The sequence below is a fragment of the Ruegeria sp. HKCCA0370 genome, from assembly GCF_013033705.1.
GTDB lineage: Bacteria > Pseudomonadota > Alphaproteobacteria > Rhodobacterales > Rhodobacteraceae > Ruegeria.
Genome location: NZ_WQEP01000001.1, coordinates 489,496 through 508,269, shown reverse-complemented (window position 1 = coordinate 508,269; position 18,774 = coordinate 489,496). Strand labels below are relative to the sequence as shown.

Here is an 18,774-nt window from a genome sequence, read left to right as displayed (position 1 = left end):
GATGAGAGGTAGGACGCGTGCGAACACGTCTGGCAATAAAAATACACTCCGCATTTGAACGGTACTTTCCGGAACGCCGGGTTTTTCTGAAGTCTGACAAAGATACACGTTTTATCCGTCTCAGCTCGGAAACGCAGGTGGTCGCGGTGGCCGGTGTTGCCGTCATGGTCGGATGGACCGCGGTCGCAACTGCCATTCTGCTTATGGACAGCATCGGTTCGGGCAACTTCCGGGAACAGGCGAAACGCGACCAGGCAACCTATCAGGAACGATTGAATGTCCTGTCCGCAGAACGCGACGCCCGTGCGCAGGAAGCCCTCGCCGCTCAGGATCGTTTCAACGCCGCACTGGAACAGATATCCGCCATGCAGTCCGAACTGCTGGCCTCGGAAAACCGCCGTCGCGAACTTGAGACGGGGATCGAAGTCATTCAGACCACGCTGCGCACAACCATGAAACAGCGGGAAGATGCGCGGAAGGAACTGGCGGCGCTGAAGCAGGAAAACAGCAATACAGACATGTACGTAACGGCCTCCAGCGCGCCGGTACAGATGGCCTTCATGACGGACGCTCTGGCGCGTACGGCCGAGGAACGCGATCAGATCGCCGCCGACGCCCGGCAAGCACTGGACCAGCGCGATGATCTTGAGCTGGAAATCCGCCTGATGCAGGAACGCAGCGACGAGATTTTCCGGCAGCTGGAAGAGGCCATGGTGATCTCGGTCGAGCCGCTGGACAAGATGTTCCGTCAGGCGGGAATGCCAACAGACCGTATCATCGAAGAGGTCCGGCGCGGATACAGCGGTATGGGCGGTCCGCTGACCCCTTTATCCCTTAGCACGCGCGGTGAGGTGGACGAGTTGTCCGCCGAGGAAGCCCGCGCGAATACATTGCTGAAACAGATGGATCAGCTGAACCTTTACCGACTTGCGGCGGAAAAGGCCCCCTTTGCCAATCCTGTACATTCGGCCGTGCGTTTCACCAGCGGCTATGGCAGCCGGCGCGACCCCAAAACCGGTGGTCGCCGGATGCATAACGGGGTCGATTTCGCAGGGCCGCAAGGCACGGATATCTTTGCGACCGCAGACGGCGTCGTTACCCATGCAGGCTGGCAATCCGGTTTCGGACGGCTTGTGAAAATCAAGCACGCATTCGGAATTGAGACACTTTACGCTCATAACACCAAGATCAACGTGAAGGTTGGTCAAAGGGTCTCGCGCGGGGATCATATTGCTGATATGGGTAGCACCGGACGGTCGACCGGCACGCATCTGCACTATGAGGTGCGCGTGAACGGAAAACCCGTAAACCCAATGACTTACATCAAGGCTGCGAGAAATGTTTTCTAAAAGCAAAATCAACGAGCCCGCATCCAAGGCACCCGAGGCGGCCAAACCAGCCGCTCCGGCGACCCCAGCGGCCCCTGCACCGACCGAGTCGAAACCTGCCACCGCACCCAAGCCCAAGCCGCCTGCGTCGGTTCTGTCTTCGGATCTGCACATCACTGGCAATATCAAAACCTCTGGTGACATACAGGTGGAAGGCACAGTCGAAGGCGACATCCGCGCTCACCTTCTGACAATTGGTGAATCGGCAACGATCAAAGGTGAAGTCACCGCAGATGACGTCGTGATCAACGGACGTATCGTGGGTCGCGTACGTGGCCTCAAGGTGCGTCTGACATCGACCGCACGTGTCGAAGGCGACATCATCCACAAGACCATCGCCATCGAAAGCGGCGCGCATTTCGAAGGGTCTGTACAGCGACAGGACGATCCGCTGAATCCGGGCCGCAGCGCCAAAGCCGGATCGAACCCGGCAGCAGACGTCAAACAGTAATTCGACCCATCAGGTCAGATCGGAAACGCCGCTGGGAGACCAGCGGCGTTTCTTTCTTGCACCGCAGCCTATACCCGGGAAACTTGTTTTGATCCCGCCGGGATCACGTTAGGGTCGGGCCATGTTGATTTTTCTGACACTTATTGCGGTGATCGCCGCAGGTCTGGCCTTTTATTTCTGGTCCAAACGACAGGCGCGCCACGCCCTGTTGGCCGCGCCGTTGACTGACAAACAACGGCAGCTTGTCGACGCTCAGGTCCCGATTTTGCGGAAACTGCCACAAAGCCTGCGCGCAAAGCTGGAGGGCAAGATCAACCTGTTCCTGGATCAGGTTGAATTCATCGGGTGCGACGGTCTGGACGTTACCGAAGACATGCAACTGTCCATCGCCGCGCAAGCCTGCCTGCTGGTAGTGAATACCGATCTCTGGTATGACAATCTGACCACCATCCTGATCTATCCCAGCGCATTCAAATCCAGACAGAGCCGTCACAGCGGCTATGTCGTCACCGAGAAGGAAATCGTGCGCACAGGGGAAAGCTGGAACCGCGGCCCGGTGATCCTGTCCTGGGCGCATAGCCAGCGCGGGGCCATGAACGATCATGACGGCCAAAATGTTGTATTTCATGAATTTGCCCACCAGATCGACGATCTGACAGGGTCGGCCAACGGGGTGCCCGTACTCAGCGACGACCAAAGCTTTTCTGAATGGGAAGCCGCATTCCTGACAGCCTATGACGCGCATGTACGCGCCGTTGAATCCGGGCAGCCAACCGTAATCGACCCCTATGGCGCGGAAGGGCACGAGGAGTTTTTCGCCGTTTCGGTTGAAGTGTTCTTTGAGCGACCAAAGGCCCTGCGCAGGTCGGACCCGGAGGTTTACAAGCAACTCTCCAAGCTGTTTCACCTGGATCCTGCTCAATGGCACTAAGGGCTTTGCGACCCCTGGTGCGAGGGTGCCGAGAAAATTCCCCGTTCTGCACAATTTAACAAAAGTTAATTTATGAACTACACTTAAGCTCATTGCATTGTGGAGGAAATTTCATGTCATCAAAACTACTGGCCGAGTTCTTCGGCACCTTCTGGCTGGTTCTCGGAGGTTGCGGCAGTGCCGTATTGGCAGCGGGCGTTGCAGATGTCGGCATTGGGTGGCTTGGCGTTTCCTTCGCCTTCGGCCTGACGGTTCTGACAATGGCTTACACGGTTGGCCATATCTCGGGCGGGCACTTCAATCCGGCGGTCAGCCTGGGCCTTATGATCGGCGGGCGGTTTCCGGCAAAGGATCTGCTGCCCTACTGGATCGCTCAGGTCATCGGCGCCATCGCCGCCGCAGTGGTTCTGTATCTGATCGTCAGCGGTGCGCCCGACTTCGCCGGCGTCGGGGGATTTGCGTCCAACGGATATGGTGAGGCCTCACCCGGCGGATACTCTCTGATGTCCGCTCTGGTGATCGAGATCGTGATGACCGCTTTCTTCATTCTGATCATCCTGGGCGCAACCTCGGACAAGGCGCCGGCCGGTTTCGCCCCCATCGCAATTGGTCTGGCCTTGACCCTGATCCACCTGGTATCAATTCCGGTCACCAACACTTCGGTCAACCCGGCCCGGTCCACAGGCGTCGCCCTGTTTGCCGACGGCCCTGCCCTGTCACAGCTGTGGCTGTTCTGGGTGGCCCCGCTGATCGGCGGCGCGATCGGTGCGGTCATCTGGAAAGCGATGTCACAAGACGATTGAGTTTCGCTCAATCGACCATAAGAAACAGCCCGGCGCTCTTTGAAACGCCGGGCTGTTTCGGTTCATTCGGTGACAGTGACTTTTTTCATCACGTCGGGCTGTCCCGTAACCGCTCCGGTCTGGGAGTGCCCCCGTTTGATCGCATCCACCACGTCCATACCGTCGGTCACCTGACCGACCACGGTGTACTGGCCGTCCAGAAACGGGCCGGGTTCGAACATGATAAAGAACTGCGAATTGGCTGAATCCGGGTTCTGCGACCGGGCCATGCCGACCACGCCACGATCAAAGGTCAGATCAGAAAACTCAGCCGGCAGATCCGGGCGGTCTGACCCGCCACGCCCGGCATACCGCATGTCAAAGCCGTTCGCGGTGGAATTGCCGTATTGAACATCGCCGGTCTGGGCCATGAAACCTTCGATCACGCGGTGGAACACCACACCATCATACTTGCCGTCCGCAGCCAGTACCGTGATCTGTTCCACGTGCTTCGGCGCGACATCTTCGAACAGATCGATGGAGATCGTGCCATTGGCCCCTTCCCCTTCGACCTCGATCTGCAAACCGCTGGCCAGCGCCGGGCTTGCCAGCAAGGCAAAGGTGGCGGCAAGCTTATACATCTGCGGCCACCTTGACGCTGATCATGCGGTCGGGGTTCGCAGGCGGCTCGCCACGAACGATCGCGTCCACATGCTCCATGCCTTCGATGACGCGGCCATAAACGGTGTACTGACCGTTCAGGAAGTGGTTGTCCTTGAAGTTGATGAAGAACTGAGAGTTGGCCGAATCCGGGTTCTGCGACCGGGCCGCGCCCAGCGTACCGCGATCATGGGGCAACTTGGAGAACTCTGCCGGTACGTTCGGCAGCGACGAACCGCCGGTCCCCGCCATACGCAGGTTGAACCCATCTTCCATGTCGCCATGCTGCACGTCACCGGTTTGGGCCATGAAGCCGTCGATCACTCGGTGAAAGGCCACGTTGTCGTATTCTCCGCTGCGGGCCAGTTCTTTCATCCGCGCGCTGTGCAAAGGCGCCACATCCGGCAGCAGCTCGATGACGACATTGCCGTCTTTCAGCTCGATGATGATCGTGTTTTCGGGATCCTTGATCTCGGCCATGAGGCCCTCCTGTCGTTTATCTTGCGCAAATACCTATGACGCACGCGTACGAATGCCAAGTGACGCATTGACCTGAGGGCAAATTGCAGGAAAAGAACCGCCTAAATCATTTGCCAATGACAAGGATCGCACAATGGGCTGGAAAACACTGGACGATATGGACCTGAACGGCAAACGCGTACTTGTGCGTGTGGATATCAACGTGCCCGTGGTTGACGGTGTTGTGACCGACGCCACCCGCATCCAGAGAATCGTGCCGACGGTGCGCGATATTCTGGCCGCAGGCGGCAAACCGATCCTTCTGGCCCATTTCGGTCGCCCCGGAGGAGAGCGGCGCGAGAACCTGTCGCTCAAGCAACTGGTTCCGACCCTCGAAAGCGCTTTTGACGCCAAAGTCCTGTTTGCCGCCGACTGTGTCGGAACCGAGGCCGAACTGGCGGCACAGGCGTTGCAGCCCGGCCAGGTTCTGTTGCTCGAGAACACGCGTTTTCACGCGGCCGAAACCAAGAACGATGCTGATCTGGCCGCAGGTATGGCCAGGCTGGGTGACGTGTACTGCAACGACGCGTTTTCAGCGGCGCACCGGGCCCACAGCTCGACCGAGGCCATCGCGCGCCTGCTGCCCGCCTGTGCCGGTCGTTTGATGCAGGCCGAGTTGCAGGCACTGGAAAGCGCGTTGGGCGCGCCCGAACGCCCCGTAACAGCGGTTGTGGGCGGGGCCAAGGTTTCGACCAAGCTGGAACTGCTGGGCAATCTGATCGACAAGGTCGATTATCTGGTGATCGGTGGCGGCATGGCCAATACGTTCCTTGTCGCGCAAGGTGTCAGTGTCGGAAAATCGCTGGCCGAAACTGCGATGAAAGACACCGCAGCCGAAATTCTGGCCAAGGCCGAAAGCACCGGCTGTCGGATCGTTCTGCCGCGTGACGTCGTGGTGGCCGAAACGTTTGAAGCCAATGCCCCGCATCAAGTTTTGCCCGCGGATCAATGCCCCGACGATGGCATGATCCTGGACGCTGGCCCCGAAAGCGTGGCCGCGATCATTGAGATATTCGAAAAAAGCAAAACCCTGATCTGGAACGGACCGCTGGGCGCATTCGAACTGGAACCGTTCGACGCCGCCACCAATGCCGCTGCCTTGAAGGCGGCCGCGCTCAGCCGTTCGGGCCAGCTGATCTCGGTCGCCGGAGGTGGAGACACGGTTGCTGCCCTGAACGCCTCGGGTGCCGCCAAGGACTTCACCTATATCTCGACCGCGGGTGGCGCGTTTTTGGAATGGATGGAAGGCAAAACGCTGCCCGGTGTCGCAGCGCTGGATCAGTAAGCACCACTTGCCGCCTTTGATCGCCTGACATGGTCCATGGTAGTATCCCCTTTTGAACGGGGGATATTGCCGTGAAGCCAATTTACCTTCTTGTCCTAATAATGCTGCCCTGCTCTGCCGCTGCTCAATCCAGTTGCGGCGGCCAAACCCAGCTTGACGCCAATTTCTGCGCCAAGGAACAATGGGAGGCCGCAGATCGTGAACTCAACCGGCTGTGGGCTCAGATCAAGCCCGCAGCTGATGCGCGCGGCGACGGTGATGCCCTTCTGACCGAACAACGTGCCTGGTTGAAGGCCCGAGACGTAACCTGTGACAAGGAATTGTCGGGCGGCGGCAGCGCTGCGCCGATGTTCTACTGGACCTGCATGAAAGAACAGACCGTCGCGCGAAATCAGGCGCTAGAATCATGGCGCTGACGCGGATCAGGACGCGCTTAAATTACTGATGAAAAAATCGAAACAGGGGATTCACAACCCGAATCACCTGTGACATAGTGTGTCCAGATGCTCGCAAAGGGCACGTTTTTGAGGCTGGTTTTCATACGGCGGTAAACAGAGTGTCCCGTTCCCATCGGCCCGGTTTGGGCTCAATCGTCTTCTTCTCGGTGGCTTTCATGCTTGGTGTGTATTTCACCTTTGCCGCCGTACAAGGTGACTATGGCCTGTTTCGGCGGGTCGAAATTGCTGCGGAACGGGACGCCCTGTCACAGGACCTGGAAAAGCTGAATGCCCAAATCGCCGAATTGGAAAACCTGACCCGGCGCCTGTCCGACACCTATCTGGATCTTGACCTGCTCGATCAGCAGGCGCGTTCGGTTCTTGGCATGATCCGGGCGGATGAGATCGTGATCCGCTGATCCTTTTTTGGGTTGCCGGACGCCTTCGGACCATCGTCGCACCGCTTTGCCTGTCGGCTGCGCCACGCCCGCGCGGACGCTGCGTCACATTTCCCCTCGCCAGAAAGCCACAAATGCTTTATGAGATAGTTTAACGCTAAACTATCTTGCCGAAAGGGGGAGATCGCCACTATGGCTGCGCGAAAAACCACAAAGAAACCAAATGTTTCTGCGGAAGAACTCAAGACATATTACCGCGAGATGCTTTTGATCCGTCGATTCGAAGAAAAGGCGGGTCAGCTTTATGGCATGGGCCTGATCGGCGGATTCTGCCACCTGTACATCGGTCAAGAGGCGGTTGTTGTCGGGCTCGAAGCGGCAGCACAGGACGGCGACAAGCGGATCACATCGTATCGTGACCACGGCCATATGCTGGCCTGTGGCATGGACCCGGGCGGCGTGATGGCCGAACTGACCGGGCGCGAAGGCGGCCTGTCCAAGGGCAAGGGCGGCTCGATGCACATGTTCTCAAAAGAAAAGCACTTCTATGGGGGCCATGGCATCGTCGGCGCGCAGGTGCCTTTGGGTGCCGGTCTGGCTTTTGCCGACAAGTACAAGGAAAATGGCGGCGTGACCTTTACCTATTTCGGCGACGGTGCCGCAAACCAGGGTCAGGTCTATGAGACGTTCAACATGGCCGCCCTGTGGGATCTTCCCGTGGTTTTCGTGATCGAGAACAACCAATACGCCATGGGCACAGCGCAGGCGCGTTCGACCTCGTCACCCGATATCTATGTGCGCGGCGAAGCCTTCGGCATCCCCGGCGAGATCGTCAACGGAATGGATGTGCTGGCCGTCAAAGCCGCTGGTGAAAAGGCCGTTGCCCACTGCCGCGCCGGCAAGGGCCCTTACATTCTTGAGGTAAAGACCTACCGCTATCGCGGCCACTCGATGTCTGACCCGGCCAAGTACCGCACCCGCGAAGAGGTTCAGAAAGTCCGCGAACAAAGCGACCCGATCGAACATGTGCGCGAGTTGCTGCTGACCGGCAAACACGCGACCGAGGATGACCTGAAGGCGATCGACAAGGAAATCAAAGAGATCGTGAACCAAGCCGCCGAATTCTCGAAAGAAAGCCCCGAGCCCGCCGTTGAAGAGCTCTGGACCGACATTTACGCCTGAGAGGACGAATAAGACATGGCAACCGAAATTCTCATGCCCGCCCTTTCACCCACGATGGAAGAGGGCACGCTGGCCAAATGGCTGGTCAAGGAAGGCGACACCGTCTCCAGCGGTGACATCCTGGCCGAAATCGAGACCGACAAGGCGACAATGGAATTTGAAGCTGTCGACGAGGGCATCGTCGGCAAGATCCTGATCGCCGAAGGCACCGAAGGGGTCAAAGTGAACACCCCGATTGCGGTTCTGGTCGAGGAAGGCGAAGACGCCTCGGCCGTGACCGCGGCTGCACCCGCAGCCGCAGCGGTGGCCGAAGCCGCCCCGGCGGCGGTCGAGGCACCCGCTCCTGCCGCTGCGGCCCCGGCCGCTCCGGTGGTGGATCTTTCGCCCGACTGGCCCGCAGATGCCGAGATGAAATCCGAAACCGTTCGCGAAGCGCTGCGTGACGCGATGGCCGAAGAAATGCGCAACGACGAAGACGTCTATCTGATGGGCGAGGAAGTCGCCGAGTATCAGGGCGCCTACAAGATTTCCCAGGGTCTGCTGGACGAATTCGGCCCCAAGCGCGTGATCGATACACCAATCACCGAACATGGTTTCGCCGGTATCGCCGTCGGGTCGGCCTTTGGCGGGCTGAAACCGATCGTCGAGTTCATGACGTTCAACTTCGCGATGCAGGCGATCGACCAGATCATCAACTCGGCCGCCAAGACGCTGTACATGTCCGGCGGTCAGATGGGTTGTCCGATCGTCTTCCGCGGCCCCAACGGCGCCGCCGCGCGCGTGGCTGCCCAGCACAGCCAGGACTATGCCGCCTGGTACATGCAGATCCCCGGCCTGAAGGTGGTGATGCCCTATTCCGCAGCCGACGCCAAGGGCCTGCTGAAATCGGCCATCCGCGACCCCAACCCGGTGATCTTCCTGGAAAACGAAATCCTCTATGGTCGCACTTTCGACATGCCACAGGTCGATGACCTGACCGTGCCGCTGGGCAAGGCGCGCATCTGGCGCGAAGGCTCGGACGTGACCATCGTCAGCTTCGGTATCGGCATGCAATACGCGCTGGAAGCCGCCGACAGGCTGGCCGAAGACGGCATCAGCGCCGAGGTGATTGACCTGCGCACCATCCGTCCGATGGATACCGGTGCGATCATCAACTCGGTGATGAAAACCAACCGTCTGGTGACCGTGGAAGAAGGCTGGCCGCAAGGTTCGGTCGGCAGCTACATCTCATCCGTCGTGATGCAGGAAGCATTCGATTATCTCGACGCGCCGGTCATCAACTGCACCGGCAAGGATGTTCCGATGCCCTACGCCGCGAACCTCGAAAAGCTGGCCCTGATCACTACGGACGAGGTGATCGAAGCCGTGAAACAAGTGACCTACCGGTAAGGAGCGACAGACAGATGCCCACCGAAATTCTGATGCCCGCCCTTTCACCGACCATGGAGGAAGGCACGCTTGCAAAATGGCTGGTCAAGGAAGGCGACACCGTCTCCTCCGGCGATTTGCTAGCCGAGATCGAAACCGACAAGGCCACGATGGAGTTCGAAGCCGTCGATGAAGGCATCGTCGGCAAAATCCTGATCCCCGAAGGCACCGAAGGGGTCAAAGTCAATACCGCCATCGCGATTTTGCTGGAAGATGGCGAAAGCGCCGATGACATCGCCGCGGCCCCGGCTAAGACCCCGGAGGCTGCCCCCGCAGCCGACGCGGGTAACGAGGCCGCCGCCCCTGCGGCGTCCGAGGCGCCCGCCCCTGCGGCGTCCGAGGCGCCCGCCCCTGCCCCTGCGCCAGCCGCTCCGGTCAAGGCGGATGGCGGTCGTATCTTTGCTTCCCCTCTAGCCCGACGGATCGCTGCGCAGAAAGGCCTAGATCTGGCACAGATCACAGGCTCTGGCCCGCATGGCCGCATCGTCAAGGCGGATGTCGAGGGCGCGACGGCCACTGCGACGCCCCCTGCCCCGGCAGCCGCCGCGGCCGCGCCTGCGACCGCACCGGCGGCGGCCTCTGGACCGTCCGCCGATATGGTCGCGCGGATGTATGAGGGCCGCGAGTACGAAGAAATTCAGCTCGACGGTATGCGGAAAACCATCGCTGCGCGTCTGGGCGAGGCCAAACAGACCATCCCGCATTTCTACCTGCGCCGTGACATCAAGCTGGATGCGCTGCTGAAGTTCCGCAGCCAGTTGAACAAGCAGTTGGAAGGCCGTGGCGTGAAGTTGAGCGTGAACGACTTCATCATCAAGGCCGTCGCCAACGCGCTTCAGCAGGTTCCGGCCTGCAACGCCGTCTGGGCGGGTGACCGCGTGTTGCAACTCAAGCCGTCGGACGTGGCCGTAGCGGTCGCGATCGAGGGCGGGTTGTTCACCCCGGTTCTTCAGGACGCCGACATGAAATCTCTGTCGGCGCTTTCGACCGAGATGAAGGATCTCGCCGCTCGTGCCCGCGAGCGCAAGTTGGCACCGCACGAGTATCAGGGTGGCACGTTTGCCATCTCGAACCTCGGCATGTTCGGCATCGACAATTTCGACGCCATCGTGAACCCGCCTCATGCCGGTATTCTGGCGGTGGGCACCGGCGTGAAAAAGCCCGTTGTCGGGGATGATGGAGAACTGACGGTGGCGACCGTAATGTCTGTTACCATGTCCGTCGATCACCGCGTCATCGACGGCGCGCTGGGGGCAGAACTGCTCAAGGCTATTGTCGACAACCTGGAAAACCCGATGGTCATGCTGGCCTGACGACCCGAATGATGCCCGTGCCCCGGACAGCCGGAGCGCGGGCAGCCTCAAGTGTTTGCACTGAATTGAACTTGCGTGATCGGGGCACCGATTGCCCGATGTATCCAAGCGCCCCACTTCCTTCCTTTAGAAGCAGACGGAAGGCAGGTGCGCGATGCTCTCAAGAAATCTCATTCTCGGCCTACTGTTTTGGCGATACCCGCAGCCACGGCACCTGAATGTGCCATGGCAAAGCCCAACGGCTATACGGGTGAGCATTCAAAGTTCAAGCCAAACGATCCGGCCGCGATTGCCCGGCAGAAAGCCGCACAGGACAGACGGCAGGAGCTTCGCAAACAAAAAAGGGGAAGAACGGCGGCGCAAGCGGTTGGACAAACGCGCCAACCGCTCTCGCTGAACTGTTACTGATCCTTGCCCAGCATATGATCCATCGAGATCGAAGGCTGGTCGCACCCGGCTTCCCCCACGATCTTGGCGGGGATACCGGCGACCGTCTTGCAGGGCGGCACCTCTTGCAGCACCACCGAACCGGCGGCGATGCGGCTGCAATGGCCAATGGTGATATTGCCCAGCACCTTGGCCCCGGCCCCGATCAGAACACCGTCTCCGATTTTTGGATGACGGTCTTCTTCTTCCTTGCCGGTTCCGCCCAGCGTCACCGAGTGCAGCATCGACACGTTGTCGCCCACCACTGCCGTCTCGCCAATCACGATGGAATGGGCATGGTCGATCATGATGCCCTTGCCGATTTTGGCTGCCGGGTGAATGTCGATCCCGAAAATCTCGGATGAGCGCATCTGGAAGAAATAGGCCAGATCATAGCGCCCCTTGCGCCACAACCAATGGGCCACGCGATAGGCCTGCATGGCCTGGTACCCTTTGAAATACAGGATCGGCTGCAATAGCCGATGACAGGCCGGGTCACGTTCGTAAACGGCCATAAGGTCCGCCCGAGCAGCTTCGAGCAAATCCGGATCGTCGGCATATGCCTCATCCACGATTTCACGCAGAACCATCATCGACATTTCGTTCGAGCACAGCTTGGCCGCCACCCGATATGAAAGCGCCCGTTCAAGGCTGCGGTGATGCAGGATACAGGCGTGCACGAGCCCCCCCATGAGGGGCTCTTTCTCGACGGCCGCATGGGCTTCGGATGTGATACGGGTCCAGACCGGATCAACCGGTGTCACATGGCTGCGCTTTTCGAACATGGCTTTGATCCTTTGCTGCGCCTAGAATGCCATTTAGTGGCAAAAAGACCAAACGCAAACCCATGATCGGTCATGTAACGAAAATGAATGAGTCAGAGCGCACCCATTTCGAAACACGAATTCGCGAGCGATTGGCGGAATTGCAGCAGATGTCAGCGTCGGGGCAGCAGTCTCAGGCTGTTGTCGAGCTGGATCAACAGGCCGTTGGACGGCTGAGCCGCATGGATGCGCTGCAAAATCAAGCCATGGCCAAGGCACAGCAGGCCAATCGCGATATGGAAACACGCCGGCTTCTGGCCGCGTTGGAACGGCTTGAAGCGGGCGAGTTCGGGTATTGCGAAGACTGCGGCGAGCGCATTCCGGATGGGCGGCTGAATCTGGATCTGGCTGCCAGCAAATGCGTCAGCTGCGCGTCCGGCTAGCCTGAAATCTGGCAAGCTGGTGCAGAACCATCTCAAAACACTTGCAATATTGCAGATCGTCAAACCCGGGTTCATCGGCCAGGGCCCTGTTTCGCGCAACGGCCATGAGAGAACCATTGCCGTAAACCGGGTGGAGCTTGCCCGTGCGCTCCAAATGCCTGTCGGCCAATTCCGCCTCGTGGATCATCCGCACACACAAAGCCCCCCTGTCCGGCTGCGGCACGGCCAGCAAGGCGCGCGCCGCAGCACTGACATCTCCATGCAGAACCGGCCGCATCAAGCAGCTTGCCCAACCGCAAGACGCGACCAGGCTCCCGGTCCGAATACAGCAGATACCTGGGCCACTTCGACCTCATAGCCCCCGGACAGACCATCCGCCGCTTTCATAGCCGTCGAATAGGTCCACCTTGGTTCGGATGTCAGTTCTTCACGCAGAACGGTTCCACCCGCAACGACACGGACCAGGTAGGATTCGGTTTCTTCGCCCAGGGGAATCTCCAGCCCCGACCAGTCATCCGCATCCGTTCGGGCACGTCGGATCCACGTAAGCTCATCCCCGGCGGTACCAGACCGAGCCCGCATGTGCACAGGCGCATAGGGGCGCAATCCGTTGCCTGCAAACGAGGCAATCAGGTGTTGATAGGACGGGTCATCATAGCCGCGGGTCGCAGGCCCAATGCGATAATGTTTGGCAAGACGCCTTTCGTTTCGCAGCAGGCTGATCTGTTGCACCCTGTCATTCAGCAGCACGAATACCGATCCATCCGGCCAGACATCAGGCATCAAGGCGTCTGTTCCCAGTTGACCCCTGAGCCGCCCGGACAACGCGTATACATCCGGGGCCTCGAGCGCCGCGTCAGCGAACTGAAAAACCTCCCAGTTACCAGGTGTTCCGTCACCGATTGCAGCCAGATTGACGCCATTCATCACCGAGCTGCGCGGGCGGGATTCCAACTGACCTGCAAGCAGTTTGACCTTCAAGGCAGGGCCCTCATCCCAGACACCGACACTGGCGCGGCTCAGCGGTGTTTCGGTCACGCCGACCACTGCCCGCTGGGCAATGACGTCGCTCAGGCGATAGCCATCGTCACTGGACGAGGAATAGACCGTTGCCGCCCCGGGCCATGGATCTCCGGTAACGGCCAGATAGGGCGCATGAGGGGCCTCGGCCCCCGTGATCAAGGGCAGATCCAGAAAAACCGGCAGCACGGGGACCGGCGCCGCATATGGTTTGAGCGTTGCCGGGTCGTCATTCAATTCGGACGCTTTGTACACGCCCTGTTCAATCCGAACCGCTTCAACAAGTTGCAAGTCGGCGGATTCCAACCGGTCGATCCGGTACACCGGCCCGGTTTCAGCATCTGTCAAACGAACCAGATCCCCTGCCCCCAGATGCATTTGAGACGGCGGAAGCGCAAACCGAACCGTATCGCGGGAAACTCTGGCTTCGCTCAACCAGCGTTCGGCTGTTTGCCGCCCCTCGGTGCGGGTCATGGACAGGGGCATCTCATTCACCGATACGGAATGGGTGCGATCATCGGGCAAAACCGCCTCTTCCGCGACGACATCATGATCCGCGTCCGACTGAACAAAGCGCAGACGAACGCGCCCGGTCATTTCGGCCTCGGCCTCACGCCGGTGTTCAACCGTCCCTTCAAGATCGCTGCTGATCGCCAGATGATCGGGGTTCAAGGCAACTGCGCCATACCCGTCGCGCATCTGGAACTTCAACACTCCATCCCTTTCGATCGCATCAAACCCATAGCGCAGCATCAGCGGCTGCAAGGCGGAACGAGCGTTCGTCACGTCTTCGATGACATACCCGCGGACCACACCGTACAGACCAGAGACGTCTATATCCGTGACACCTGCACCGTGGCAGATTTCGGTCACCACGGAGGCCAACGTGCGAGACCCGGACCGACCGTTAAGCCAGTGCCCTCTGGGATAGTTCTCGCCATCGTCCCACTGGCTTTTCAGGTTCGGAAAGGTCGGAAACGGACGGGTATCCCATGCCCAGACATACGCGTTTGCCATGTCCACCATCGGCGCGCCGTTGATGTCCGAGATCGGATTGACCTTCGGATCGCTCCAATAGCCAAGCATCGCCGTCAGATACTGAACCTGAATGAAGTCGTCGCGCAGCCCGTTTGAATACGCGGGCAACAACGATTCCGATGACTTCGGGTCCAGGAATTTGTTCGGCTGGTTCGTGCCCTTGTCGATTGCCGCACACCCCAACTCGGTGAACCAGATCGGTTTCGATCTGGGCACCCAATCGGTCGGGTTGGGTTGACGCATACCTCCGATCCGTTCGTGATGCGGATTCGACCACCAGTTGCGCAGGTCCTTGTATCTCCAGATCCACGGCTCGTCATACCCCTGATCTTTGATCGGAGTCCTGATCTGCGCTTCCGCCTCTTCCGGAGAGGCGTAGTACCAGTCATACCCTTCACCGCCTTCGATATTGCTGCGAAGATACCCCAGGTCGTAAATCGAAGGCGCGCCGGCCTCGGCGTCCAGATGATGTTCACCGTCACGCCAATCGGACAACGGCATGTAGTTGTCGATGCCGATGAAATCGATGTTGTCGTCCGCCCAAAGAGGGTCGAGGTGAAAATACCTGTCGCTGGTGCCCTTTGGCTGGTATCCGAAATACTCGCTCCAATCCGCTGCATAGCCGATTTTCGTGTCCGGCCCCAGAATCTGACGCACCTCGGCCGCCAAGGCGCGAAGCTGCGCAACGGCCGGAAAGCCCGAAGCCCCCCTGATCTGCGTCAGGCCACGCATCTCGGACGAGATGCAGAACGACGAAACGCCGCCGGCAGCCTTGCACAGCATGGCATAGTGCAGAATGAAACGCCGCAGGCTCCATTCCTGAGGGCCGGAATATGTGATGATTTCTTTGGCCGTGACACCGCTATCCCCCAGCAGCCCGCCAAAGGTACCGCCCCCGGAGACCCAAGTTAAACCGGTATCCCCTCTATCGTCAGGCCGACCACCCGGTCTGGGCCTGACCAGACCACCCGAGCCACTGCCGGTGCCGCCCGATCCGTTCGTATCCTGGTTGATCGCAAAATCTTGCGCACGTGCTGTTCCGAAGAACGCGGCGACTTGTGCATCGGCCGATGCCGTCTGGTCCACGGAACCCGGACGTCCCGGTGCCACATCCAGGGTGATCCGCCCACGCCATGGCAGGTGATGCTGACTTGACGCATCCGACCAGGGATCAGGCAGCCCGTTCCCCGGCAATTGCTCCATCAGGATGAATGGGTAAAGCATCACCCGTTTGCCGGATTGGTTCAGATGCCGGATCGCCTCGACCACGGCCGCATCGGCCGGAGTCCCCCCATAGACCGGGCGGCCGTTCTGTCGCACCACAAGCCCGGCGTCACTTCGGGCCTGATCAGATACGATCCAGGGCATATCGCTGCTGTCGTTCTCGCGCTGTTCGATCTTTGGCCGGATCTTGCAATGTCCGCATCTCAGGTCATCGCCGAACCACGACACCACCAATGATGCAGCATCGCAATTGGGCAACTCGCTTTCCAGCGCTCGGGTCGAGGAGACAAGATCCGAGGTGCCGGACGCGGAATGTACGTTCGCAGGCCAGCTCTTGCCAGATTGTGAATAATTCACCTGAGAGCTGGCCAGAGCGTATTCTCCGGTCCCCGGTATCATGGCGACCCCGCGCACGATCTGAGGCAATGCACTGTCGTGATCGGGCATGTCCCGCTGCGTGGGGCGCACAACTTCAAATGAAAACTGCGGCACCCGGTTGCCAAAAGCGCCGAGCGGGAAGTCCTCGATCACGACATAGGCGGTTCCGCGATATGCTGGAACCGTTCCAGCGCCTTCAATCGCCTCGATCAGAGGATCCGGCAACTGATCCCACGTGCCATGGTAAACCCGCATGTTGAGGCTGGATCGATCTTGTTCCTCTCCATCCGCCCAAATCCGCGCGACATCGGCAATCTCACCTGCGCCAACCGCAATCGCCAGCGAAATCGAGTAACTGTACGTGACGGTAGTCACCTCAGGGGTCTTGGGTTTCCCCTTGCCCCCGCCGCCGCCACCCTCTGTGGTGGTCGTCTGGGTCTCCAGAAAATCCGAAGCCCAAATGACCTGACCACCCACACGCATACGGCCAAACACGGTGGTCACCGGCGCACCTTCGCCAGTTTCCGTCAACCGAAACCGATCCATGCGGCCGGTTTCGACGACCTCACTGCCGCTGCCCATAACGGACTGGTTAAAGAACTTCTGATCAAGGACCCGCCCGACCGTCGCACCGACGGCCCGACCGATAATCGCGGTTGAAAGGCCCGCAACCGTGCCCCCGATCGAACCGCCCAGCGCGGCCCCGGCTGCAGAAAGAAGAATAGTGGCCATCAATACATCTCCATCGGGAATTCGAAACAGGAAACGATACGACGGTACCAGGGCCTGCTCAGTGCGTTTTCCACCACGCCGTGTCCGGAATACGCGTGAATAAAGCGGGGCTCGGGGTGCGTGGTACTGACGATGCCCAGATGCTTGGCGACGCTTGCGTCGCGCATCCGAAACAGCAGAACATCCCCCGATGCCATCTTGCCTATTGGTTTTTCGACCAGATGCCGCCTGGCAGCCACCCACATCCGTTCCTCACCCTGCGGTTCGGACCAGTCCATGCTGTAGGCCGGAACAGATTCTGGTTCCCGCCCGATCACGGCGCGCCAAACGCCGCGCAACAGGCCCAGGCAATCCGCACCGGCACCTTTGACCGAGGCCTGATGCACATAAGGCGTTCCAAGCCAATTGCGCGCCTCTGTCACAATATCCTCTCTACGTATCGTCATCGTAAGCTGCCTCCGCTATTGGCTTTGCTTTTCTTGGGAACAGCCATGACCCAGTCTTCGCCCGGAAGATCTGGAAACCCTTGAAAATTCAGAAAGTTGTTGAACTTGAACTGGCAGGTTTCCATGCGCTTGTCGCATCCTGCCCGCAGTTTCACACTGTCACCAATCGCCAGGCTGGCCCCGAAACCGGACCAAAGCGTGACTTCCCGCCCGGTTGCCGTCTGCCTGTCGTTCTTGATCGAAGACCACAACCCCTTGGCAGATCCGGACAAAACATCCACGCGTCCCCGTTCGAACCAGCTTTCTTCAATGGTCTGACCTCCTGCAACATGCAAAAGGGTGCCGCCATCGAAACCCGAGATCACACCGTCGAACCAATACCCTGGCGTGTCGGTGTTGAACCGGCAGGCCCGATCCCCCAACACAGCCGTGCAAGGCTTTTGGTAAACGCGCCCCAAAGGGCGGTTCAGCAAGTCGGTCAGGCCACGCAATTCCGCATGGAACGCGCCGCCAGAGCGGCGCAACTCGCCGATTGAACCACGAAACTGAAGGACGCGCTGATCCAGATCTGCCCAATTGACCAGCCAGGCGCGCACTTCGGCCCCGTCAAAACGCCCCGCTTCGATATCCTCGTCGCGAATGGCCGCGTCAGACAGGGCGCCCATCGCTTCCGTGTTGTCGATGGACAGGCCCGTGGCCTGCTCGATGGCGGCGGCCGTCAGGCCGGTACTGGCCTTGAAGGTCAACCCGTCAAAACTCAGCTCCATGTCGTGGTCGGTGAAACCGTATTCCTGCCCGTCCGTGCGTTTGACCGCCCAACAGCGGCAGACCGTTGTCAACCCGCTTTGCAGATGCGCGTGCAGACCCTTAATATCCTCAGCCATCAGATGCGCACCTCGACCACTGGAACATTCGGTACGTCGCCGGCCTGAAAACTGGCAACACTGGTCTGGATTTTGTCGGTGTCAAAACGCACCGGCACATCAAACTCAAAACCCGCGGTGATATCGACCTCTTCCGGCGGCGGGTCCGCAAACGTGACCCTGCCCGTCGTCAGATCAACGTCAAAATCCACGCCCTCGCGGACCTCATCCTGATCCAGCCCCAGACGCACCGTCCCCAATACCGGTTTTACGATGGGGCGCGCATAGCTTGCTCCGCCCGAATGGTAGGTCTTGATCAACTGGAACTCGGTGCGTGTTCCGTCGCCTTTGGCGATCACCTGATCTCCGAAATTGATGTCCGCCGTGGCCTTGCCGGATTTGAAATCCGACCAGTCTTTCCAGCGAAAGCCGAACATCTGGCCCTGCCGCGCTTCGAAGAACGAAATCAGTGTCTCGATATCGTCCAGCGAACGCATCCCCAACCCCGCATCATATCGGCGACGCGAATGGGCCCAGGGGGTGTTGCGCTCTTCAAAACCATTGGCCAGCGTCACGATGTCCGTGCGCCGTTCCGGCCCCCCGACCGAGCCAAAGCTCAGGCTGGCGGGAAATCTCACCTCGTGGAAATTCATCAGCTGCTCCCTG

General features: G+C 59.6%; 20 protein-coding genes. 12 read left to right on the top strand and 8 right to left on the bottom strand.

Annotated features, from left to right (window positions below):
• The first annotated feature begins 17 nt into the window (after positions 1–17).
• From GOW31_RS02565 to aqpZ, 4 genes are all read left to right on the top strand, one after another.
• The gene (locus GOW31_RS02565; protein ID WP_171167673.1) at positions 18–1,349 is read left to right on the top strand and encodes a M23 family metallopeptidase; all 1,332 of its coding nucleotides are present in this window, start codon (positions 18–20) and stop codon (positions 1,347–1,349) included.
• On the top strand, positions 1,339–1,839 hold the full coding sequence (locus GOW31_RS02560; protein ID WP_117868644.1) for a polymer-forming cytoskeletal protein: 501 nt from the start codon (positions 1,339–1,341) through the stop codon (positions 1,837–1,839). The genes GOW31_RS02565 and GOW31_RS02560 overlap by 11 nt, the downstream gene beginning before the upstream one ends.
• 121 nt (positions 1,840–1,960) lie before the next feature.
• Positions 1,961–2,770 (top strand): zinc-dependent peptidase, encoded by an 810-nt coding sequence (locus tag GOW31_RS02555; RefSeq protein WP_171167671.1) that lies wholly within the window; start codon positions 1,961–1,963, stop codon positions 2,768–2,770.
• Positions 2,771–2,883: 113 nt separating this feature from the next.
• On the top strand, positions 2,884–3,573 hold the full coding sequence (gene aqpZ / locus GOW31_RS02550; protein ID WP_171167669.1) for an aquaporin Z: 690 nt from the start codon (positions 2,884–2,886) through the stop codon (positions 3,571–3,573).
• A 62-nt stretch (positions 3,574–3,635) separates the two neighbouring features.
• Here aqpZ and GOW31_RS02545 read toward each other — a convergent pair whose 3' ends face one another.
• A complete protein-coding gene (locus tag GOW31_RS02545; RefSeq protein WP_152458297.1) occupies positions 3,636–4,193 on the bottom strand; it encodes a peptidylprolyl isomerase in 558 nt (185 codons plus the stop codon).
• Positions 4,186–4,692, bottom strand: a complete 507-nt coding sequence (locus GOW31_RS02540) for a peptidylprolyl isomerase (RefSeq protein WP_152458298.1) — start codon at positions 4,690–4,692, stop codon at positions 4,186–4,188. The genes GOW31_RS02545 and GOW31_RS02540 overlap by 8 nt, the downstream gene beginning before the upstream one ends.
• Before the next feature lie 133 nt (positions 4,693–4,825).
• Here GOW31_RS02540 and pgk point away from each other — a divergent pair, with 133 nt between their 5' ends.
• From pgk to GOW31_RS02505, 7 genes are all read left to right on the top strand, one after another.
• Positions 4,826–6,016, top strand: coding sequence for a phosphoglycerate kinase (gene pgk, locus GOW31_RS02535; RefSeq protein WP_171115424.1), 1,191 nt, complete (start codon positions 4,826–4,828; stop codon positions 6,014–6,016).
• 101 nt (positions 6,017–6,117) lie between these two features.
• Positions 6,118–6,432 (top strand): lysozyme inhibitor LprI family protein, encoded by a 315-nt coding sequence (locus GOW31_RS02530; protein WP_171167667.1) that lies wholly within the window; start codon positions 6,118–6,120, stop codon positions 6,430–6,432.
• A 140-nt stretch (positions 6,433–6,572) separates the two neighbouring features.
• Positions 6,573–6,872 carry a septum formation initiator family protein gene (locus tag GOW31_RS02525; protein WP_171167665.1) on the top strand — a complete coding sequence of 100 codons (300 nt, stop codon included), beginning with the start codon at positions 6,573–6,575 and terminating at the stop codon, positions 6,870–6,872.
• Positions 6,873–7,043: 171 nt separating this feature from the next.
• Positions 7,044–8,033 carry a pyruvate dehydrogenase (acetyl-transferring) E1 component subunit alpha gene (gene pdhA / locus GOW31_RS02520; RefSeq protein ID WP_171115415.1) on the top strand — a complete coding sequence of 330 codons (990 nt, stop codon included), beginning with the start codon at positions 7,044–7,046 and terminating at the stop codon, positions 8,031–8,033.
• A gap of 15 nt (positions 8,034–8,048) precedes the next feature.
• The gene (locus GOW31_RS02515) at positions 8,049–9,422 is read left to right on the top strand and encodes a pyruvate dehydrogenase complex E1 component subunit beta (RefSeq protein ID WP_171167663.1); all 1,374 of its coding nucleotides are present in this window, start codon (positions 8,049–8,051) and stop codon (positions 9,420–9,422) included.
• Between the two features lie 14 nt (positions 9,423–9,436).
• Positions 9,437–10,774, top strand: coding sequence for a pyruvate dehydrogenase complex dihydrolipoamide acetyltransferase (locus GOW31_RS02510; protein ID WP_171167661.1), 1,338 nt, complete (start codon positions 9,437–9,439; stop codon positions 10,772–10,774).
• A gap of 225 nt (positions 10,775–10,999) precedes the next feature.
• The gene (locus tag GOW31_RS02505) at positions 11,000–11,182 is read left to right on the top strand and encodes a hypothetical protein (RefSeq protein ID WP_171167658.1); all 183 of its coding nucleotides are present in this window, start codon (positions 11,000–11,002) and stop codon (positions 11,180–11,182) included.
• Here GOW31_RS02505 and cysE read toward each other — a convergent pair.
• On the bottom strand, positions 11,176–11,985 hold the full coding sequence (gene cysE / locus GOW31_RS02500) for a serine O-acetyltransferase (protein WP_171167656.1): 810 nt from the start codon (positions 11,983–11,985) through the stop codon (positions 11,176–11,178). The genes GOW31_RS02505 and cysE overlap by 7 nt on opposite strands.
• An 83-nt stretch (positions 11,986–12,068) precedes the next feature.
• Here cysE and GOW31_RS02495 point away from each other — a divergent pair, with 83 nt between their 5' ends.
• The gene (locus tag GOW31_RS02495) at positions 12,069–12,407 is read left to right on the top strand and encodes a TraR/DksA C4-type zinc finger protein (RefSeq protein WP_171167654.1); all 339 of its coding nucleotides are present in this window, start codon (positions 12,069–12,071) and stop codon (positions 12,405–12,407) included.
• On the opposite strand, the gene GOW31_RS02490 is transcribed toward GOW31_RS02495, so the two are convergent.
• The 5 genes from GOW31_RS02490 to GOW31_RS02465 are packed head-to-tail and all read right to left on the bottom strand — an operon-like array spanning position 12,388 to position 18,761.
• Positions 12,388–12,684: a hypothetical protein gene (locus GOW31_RS02490; protein ID WP_171167653.1), complete on the bottom strand. Its 297-nt coding sequence runs from the start codon at positions 12,682–12,684 to the stop codon at positions 12,388–12,390. The genes GOW31_RS02495 and GOW31_RS02490 overlap by 20 nt on opposite strands.
• Complete coding sequence (locus GOW31_RS21950) at positions 12,684–16,799, bottom strand: glycoside hydrolase/phage tail family protein (protein WP_254441624.1); 4,116 nt, start codon at positions 16,797–16,799, stop codon at positions 12,684–12,686. The genes GOW31_RS02490 and GOW31_RS21950 overlap by 1 nt, the downstream gene beginning before the upstream one ends.
• Positions 16,799–17,245, bottom strand: a complete 447-nt coding sequence (locus GOW31_RS02475) for an NlpC/P60 family protein (RefSeq protein WP_171167650.1) — start codon at positions 17,243–17,245, stop codon at positions 16,799–16,801. The genes GOW31_RS21950 and GOW31_RS02475 overlap by 1 nt, the downstream gene beginning before the upstream one ends.
• Positions 17,242–18,129 carry a DUF2163 domain-containing protein gene (locus GOW31_RS02470; RefSeq protein WP_171167648.1) on the bottom strand — a complete coding sequence of 296 codons (888 nt, stop codon included), beginning with the start codon at positions 18,127–18,129 and terminating at the stop codon, positions 17,242–17,244. Before GOW31_RS02470 ends, GOW31_RS02475 begins: the two co-directional genes overlap by 4 nt.
• Complete coding sequence (locus tag GOW31_RS02465; protein WP_171167646.1) at positions 18,129–18,761, bottom strand: DUF2460 domain-containing protein; 633 nt, start codon at positions 18,759–18,761, stop codon at positions 18,129–18,131. Before GOW31_RS02465 ends, GOW31_RS02470 begins: the two co-directional genes overlap by 1 nt.
• Positions 18,762–18,774 lie beyond the last annotated feature (13 nt).